The following is a 6,305-nucleotide window of genomic DNA, read 5'->3' as shown; positions in this document are numbered from 1 at the left end:
GGATAAGAACTAATTTAAATGGAATGAGCCCGGTAGAATACCGAGCTCATCATATCAAAAATATTGCATAAATTCGTCCAACTTTTTGGGGGCAGTCCATATGAGCAGGCCTTTATTCATTATTACAAATTATGTCGATTAAGCATTATTTATTTTGCTAGTCCATCCACCAGCGCTTTCCATTGTGGATATGAGGCGCCCAATTGTGCTGTAATTCCTACCAAGAAATTTCGCACATTATCTAAAATATGATCCGTATCAGTATTTTTTACCTCATTCCTCCCTGCATAGTTGATAATGACTTTGTTTTCTTCCTGGCGCACCATGAGGTTGGATGAAGCATATTTTTTGAAAAAATGAGCTGTATGATCCTCTAGACTGGAGGGGTCAGGACTTGGCTGCAGCGAGATAAATGTTTTTCTTTTATGATGATGCTCGTATTGGTCCAGCTCAGTGACTTTAACCCAGTCGTATCCATGGGCGGAAGGTGTGCCGGGGCCAGGGATGTCTATACGTATATAGTCGTTTTTGCGCACCCTTCGGTTTTCATGCTCATTCTTAGGGTTGACAATGGCAAACTTTGCAGAGATGCCGTCTGCAATGGCGTCCCATTCATTTACATTTAACAGCTTTTGAACTATGATTCTGTATCGGGCAAATGCCTGTGTCTCGTCATCAAAAATAAGTTCTTTCGAATAATCGAAAGACTTGCCCATTTTTTGTGTAGGAATTTTGTTCATATCCTTATAAATAACTTATTACCCTCTTAACATTTGCGGTGGACATTCGTTCATTCCTAAAAGTGGTTATAATAAATTATAGTATATCTACGGATGCGATGTGCTTAATACGGATTATTCACTTTCCGAAAACTGAAGGGAGGTTTTTATGGTTATAGGATAAAGCATTGACCATCGTCCTATGAATCTAGATGTTTCGAATCGAATAAAAATTATTAAGAGCACCAAGGGTAAGCATGATCTTACCTTTAAGGAGATGGTGCTTCAGGAATGTGCAAACAGTAAGGAGGTTATTCACTTTCTTAAGGCACTGCAGAAACAATATGAGGAAAGTCCTTTTTATGAGTTACTACATGGGCTTAAGGATCATATGTCCATAGGGCTTAGAGATTTGAGGACACAGGAAGAAATACGCTATTACACTTCTGATGAATAATTTCAATTCTCTCACTCAGCTATAGAAGAAAAGGCTTGGAACCTCCTGTTTCAAGCCTTTTCCTTTTATATAAAGATAATGAGTATTAATGTGGCATTTCCGCACTTTCGAAGAAGGTAGGACGGTCCAGCTTGATGGCAATGCGGTAGGCTGCATTCATTAGCCCCACATGACTATAGGCTTGCGGGAAATTGCCCCATTGGCTTCCATCTTCTTCGTTGATATCTTCGCTGAAGAGCATAAGGTGGTTGCCAAAGGATAGCAGCTGCTTGAAAACTTCTTGAGCCTCATCCAGTCTACCCACGCAAGCTAGAGCTTCCACATACCAAAAAGCACAAACTAGAAAGGTTGTTTTTGGCTTTCCAAAGTCATCTTTATGGAGGTAACGATAGAAGAGACCATGTTTACCTTTCAGCTCACTTTCTAAAACTTTAAGATGATTTTTTGCCTTATCGGAATTGGGGTCAAGATATCCCATCATAATAAGCTGCAGGGTAGAGGCATCCAGATTTTTAGAATCTGTAGCATTAGTGAATACACCTCGTTTTTCATCATAACAGGAGTCTATGTAGAAGGAAGCTTTTTTCTGTAATGCTAAAGCTTTGTTCTCTATTTCTTCAAAGCCGTACTGTCTGGCTATCTTAAGGGCAGCAGTAGCTCCTGCCCATTGGAAAAGGTTGGAATAGCAATGCCTTTGATGGAAGTTTCTAAATTCCCAAATTCCGGCATCTGTTTCATCTATGGTATTCTCTATTTTAGTAAGGATGAAGTTAGTCCATTCTTTTGCCATTTTTTGGTTTTGATATTTAAATCTATAATCCGTGAAGAGAGGAAGAAGGGCGATAAGAGCTTGGCCATATACATCATTCTGGATATGCTCATACGCCTGGTTACCGACACGTATAGGCTTATTCCCCAAATAACCCTGAAGGTTGTCCAGCAGTCGTTCTTCCAAACGTGTAGTGCCTAGTATTCCGTAGAGGGGCTGTAGGCGTCCGGTGTCGGTCTGCGTGATATTGGCAATATACGAAGCATATTTTTCCATTTCTTCAAAATGTCCGATATGGCTTAGCGCGGTAAGGACATAATAGCTGTCTCTCAACCAGCAAAATCTATAGTCCCAGTTTCTTCCTGATCCAGGAAATTCGGGTAAGCTGGTCGTGCTTGCCGCAATTATAGCACCCGTATCTTCAAATTGGTGGAGCTTCAAGACTAAGGCAGACCGTATAACCTGCTTCTGATAGAAAGAGGGTATTGATGCATTTTTCACCCATTTCTGCCAATACAAGGTAGTCCTTCGCAGAAAATCTTCACATGTCCTTTCAATAGGTGCCTCAAAGGGACTACCGAAGGTTAGGATAAGATAGATAGGCTTATCCAAGACATGAGGAATGTCATCAAAAAAATGATTTATGGGCATGTCAGTAGCCAGACGCATACGAAGATCTCCTTGATGGAACTGTATATGGTTACTACCTCTGCTTTTTTCAAACTGCAGCATTCCGTATTGATATACGGGTTCGCAGCGTACACGTATTCGTGGTCTCCCTTTTACGGGTTCCACTTTACGGATAAGAATCAGAGGTTTGAAGTAGCGTTCGTACTGTTCGAAACGTGGAGCAAAATCCGTGATTTTATACGTCCCTTCCGATGTTTCGATTACGGTACATAGTATGTTAGTGTTTTCAATATAGTATTGTTTACTGTTGTACTGTTCAGCCACAGGTCGTATATCAAAACGGCCACCTCGTTCTTCATCGAGCAGGCCTCCAAACACAAACGAATCCTGGAAGGTTGGCCAGCACAGCCAGCTTATATTGGTGTCTTTATTTACATGTGCTATATAGGCACAGTTTCCTATAATCCCACTGTTGTAAATATGTTTTTTTTCCGACATAATAAATTTATTTATGATAAGAGATTAAAGCTTCTTGTGGTTTGACTAACGTAAATTGCTTGATAAGCTTTAATACATCTTCTTGCGTGTCGATGTAATATCGGGCTGCGGACTTGCGGCTTCCTACTTTCACGGTTATAGAGCTCGAGGGCAGTTCCAGAAACATATCCTCATCGGTAGCGTCATCACCTATGGCAAAGATGAATTCGGGACGGAAGTCTTTCACGATTTCCATGGCTGCTTTTCCTTTGTTCAGCTCACTGTTTTTTACTTCAATGACTTTGTTCCCCATAAGCAGTTGTAAGCCGTGTTGCGGTAACAGATAGCGCAGATGGTCTACCAGCTCCTGTGCTCGTAGGTTGCCTAAGCCACTCTGCACCTTACGATAATGCCAAGCCAAAGAATAGTCTTTTTCTTCCATGACCGATCCAGCGGTCATATTGGTAAACTTGGTCATAATGTGTTTTATCGGATATTTCCAGCGTGTGGAAAAGTGTGTTCTGGTATGCCATTTAAAATCGGGATAATTGCTCCAAGCGCCATGTTCTGCGACTAGATAATATTGCTTCCCTTCAAACCATTCGGAAAGAGTTTCATGAGGTCTTCCACTGATGATTACAATCTGATTGTTTGGATTCGATTGCAGTTCTTCTAACACCTCATAAAGATCGTTTGTAGGAGTAGCTTCATTAGCATTGTTGTTGAATCCTATGAGCGTACCATCATAATCCAAGAAAAATAGGTTGCGTTTGCTTTCCCTATAGCGGGTAAGGAAATTTGTCAATGTGTCCGGATTGATGCGGCGTGCATGTTCGCGCTGTTGAATAGACTTGATTTCTCGTAACCTCTTGAAGAATATTCTTACCCAGTGTCGGATGTTGAATTTTTTGACTATTTCTAGACTGTCGTCCAGTCTTTTGCGTTGTTCTGCTGGAGACATGTGAATGGCTTTTTTCAGACATTCACATATTTCCTCGATAGAATTGGGATTAATTAACAGCGGTCCTATCAATTCTTTGCTGGCTCCGGCCATCTCACTCAGGATAAGGACTCCGTTCTGATCTTCTTTGCTTGCAATAAATTCCTTACAAACCAAGTTCATGCCGTCGCGCAAAGAGGTCACCAAGCAGATGTCTGCAGCCACATAGAGGGCTGACAGCTCTTTGACATCATAGGAGTTATAGAAATAACTTATCGGCGTCCACTCGTTGTTGCCATAGACGGCATTAATCTGGCCTACCATTCTGTTGATTTCATCGTGTAGCTGCTTGTATTTAGGCACGCTATCCCTTGAGGGAACGACCAGCATATAAAGCACTACCTCATTGCGTACTTCCGGATAGGTTTTCAGAAAGCATTCAAAAGCACGCAGACGTTCTAAAATACCTTTGCTGTAGTCCAGGCGATCAATACTAAGTATAAATTTACGGTTGTTGTAAAAGGTACGAATTTCTTTAGCTCGTTTTTTTATCTCCGGCGACTTGGAGAGATTATTGAACTTTTCAAAGTCTATTCCCATCGGAAAGACCTCCACGTATACGCTGCGGCCCCCACTTCTAAGACAATTGTTCTGTATCGGAATACCTAAAATGTGGGTACAGGCATTGAGGAAGTGCTGCGTATCGTTATACGTATGAAAGGCTATGAGGTCTGCTCCCAACAAACCTTTCAGGAGCTCATCGCGCCATGGTATACTTCTGAACAGTTCATCCGGAGGAAAAGGGATATGTTGGAAATAGCCAATCGATAGTCGATAATTTAAAGCTCTGATAAGTTTAGGTAACAGCATGAGCTGATAGTCGTGAATCCAGATTTCGTCTGCATCATTGATGTTTTGCTCCGCAAAAATATCAGCAAACTTCTGATTGACTTTTTCATACATCTCCCAATAGGATGGCTCATAAACCGCATAGGAAGGATGGTAATGGAAAATAGGCCATAAAACCTCATTGGAAAAGCCTTCATAATAACCTTCAAGCTCCTCTTCGGTAAGGAATACAGGAACTAAGTTTAGTGGTTTCAGTTGTTCGATGACTTGAACTTTCTCTTTGTCGTTTTTGGGAACAAACCCCGGCCACCCAATCCATATATTGCCGTCTTCTTTGTAGATGGATCCCAGTCCTGTGGCTAGGCCCCCTTCACTTGGAATAATGTTAAGCTTTCCGTCTTTTCTTTCGATTCTTACTGGTAGTCTGTTTGATATTATTATAGTTCTCTTTTTGTACATAGTCGATAGGGTTACAGTATTTTCGCTTTTACCTATAGCAAAACCACATACTGTTAATAATTTAACAGTTTTAAGCTTATGTAGTTTTGATAAATTTTAATTATGTATTAATAATGACAGTAAATCCTGTTTTTTGATTCAAAGTTTTTCTTTATAGGTATGTCGTTTTAGGAGGAACAGTTAAAGGGAAATTTCGTTGTATTTTGGAATCAGATTGTTTAGCTCCGAAAAAAGCATTTAAACTTTTAGGCAGTTAAATTGTCCTTCTATTAATACAGATAAAGAAAGGATTTATGATGAGAAGAATAATACCTTATATTTTGGCAGGGGTAATAGGATGTAGTGTAACATCGTGCTATACTTCGTCGAGACATCCACATGGACATCTTCCTCCAGGAAAAGCGAAAAAATTATATGGAGATAAATCGGCGAAGCGACATGCTCCCGGACAGAAGAAGAAAAAACATAAAAAAGAAAAGCCTCATAAACCTCATAAACATGATGTTTATTTTCGATGGTAAAAAATAAGCTCTTCCATATTGCGGAAGAGCTTATCCTATTCAAAAAAACAAAATAATCTAACGAATTAGCAGTATTGTTCGAATGCAGCGATTAGGTTATCTGCAATCATCTGTGCCGGACGACCTTCAATCATATGTCTTTCGATCATATGAACCAATTTTCCGTCTTTGAATAAAGCCATTGCAGGTGATGATGGAGGGTATGGCAACATATATTCACGTGCCTTTTCTACCGCTTCTTTTTCCATGCCTGCAAATACGGTAACCAATTTAGCTGGTTTTTTATTGCTGTTCTCAACGGCAAATCTTGCTGCAGGACGTGCGTTGGCAGCAGCGCAACCACATACCGAATTCACTACGACGAATACTGTTCCTTCCGAAGGGATTACAGCATCTACTTCTTCCGGAGTTTTCAATTCTTGGAAACCTGCGTCTACAAGTTCTTGACGCATAGGAGCTACTAAATATTCTGGATACATAATTA

At 40.5% G+C, this 6,305-nt stretch carries 6 protein-coding genes; 2 read left to right on the top strand and 4 right to left on the bottom strand.

What is annotated here, in order from left to right; translation table 11 throughout:
* Positions 1 to 149 precede the first annotated feature (149 nt).
* Positions 150 to 740 (bottom strand): hypothetical protein, encoded by a 591-nt coding sequence (locus tag ABD873_RS05855; RefSeq protein ID WP_345065914.1) that lies wholly within the window; start codon positions 738 to 740, stop codon positions 150 to 152.
* Positions 741 to 921: 181 nt separating this feature from the next.
* On the opposite strand from ABD873_RS05855, the gene ABD873_RS05850 reads away from it, so the two are divergent.
* Complete coding sequence (locus tag ABD873_RS05850; RefSeq protein ID WP_345065913.1) at positions 922 to 1,176, top strand: hypothetical protein; 255 nt, start codon at positions 922 to 924, stop codon at positions 1,174 to 1,176.
* 85 nt (positions 1,177 to 1,261) lie between these two features.
* Here ABD873_RS05850 and ABD873_RS05845 read toward each other — a convergent pair whose 3' ends face one another.
* Positions 1,262 to 3,073 carry a glycoside hydrolase family 15 protein gene (locus ABD873_RS05845; protein ID WP_345065911.1) on the bottom strand — a complete coding sequence of 604 codons (1,812 nt, stop codon included), beginning with the start codon at positions 3,071 to 3,073 and terminating at the stop codon, positions 1,262 to 1,264.
* Positions 3,074 to 3,080: 7 nt separating this feature from the next.
* Positions 3,081 to 5,300 (bottom strand): bifunctional alpha,alpha-trehalose-phosphate synthase (UDP-forming)/trehalose-phosphatase, encoded by a 2,220-nt coding sequence (locus ABD873_RS05840; protein WP_345065909.1) that lies wholly within the window; start codon positions 5,298 to 5,300, stop codon positions 3,081 to 3,083.
* Positions 5,301 to 5,593: 293 nt separating this feature from the next.
* Between ABD873_RS05840 and ABD873_RS05835 the strand changes: the two genes are divergently transcribed.
* Positions 5,594 to 5,821 carry a quinol oxidase subunit 4 gene (locus ABD873_RS05835; RefSeq protein WP_231561116.1) on the top strand — a complete coding sequence of 76 codons (228 nt, stop codon included), beginning with the start codon at positions 5,594 to 5,596 and terminating at the stop codon, positions 5,819 to 5,821.
* Positions 5,822 to 5,886: 65 nt separating this feature from the next.
* On the opposite strand, the gene ABD873_RS05830 is transcribed toward ABD873_RS05835, so the two are convergent.
* Positions 5,887 to 6,300, bottom strand: coding sequence for a BrxA/BrxB family bacilliredoxin (locus tag ABD873_RS05830; RefSeq protein WP_039053088.1), 414 nt, complete (start codon positions 6,298 to 6,300; stop codon positions 5,887 to 5,889).
* Positions 6,301 to 6,305 lie beyond the last annotated feature (5 nt).

This window comes from Sphingobacterium thermophilum (assembly GCF_039541675.1).
Lineage (GTDB): Bacteria > Bacteroidota > Bacteroidia > Sphingobacteriales > Sphingobacteriaceae > Sphingobacterium > Sphingobacterium thermophilum.
Note: the sequence above shows the minus strand (reverse complement) of the source record. Positions and strands in the feature narration are given on the sequence as shown.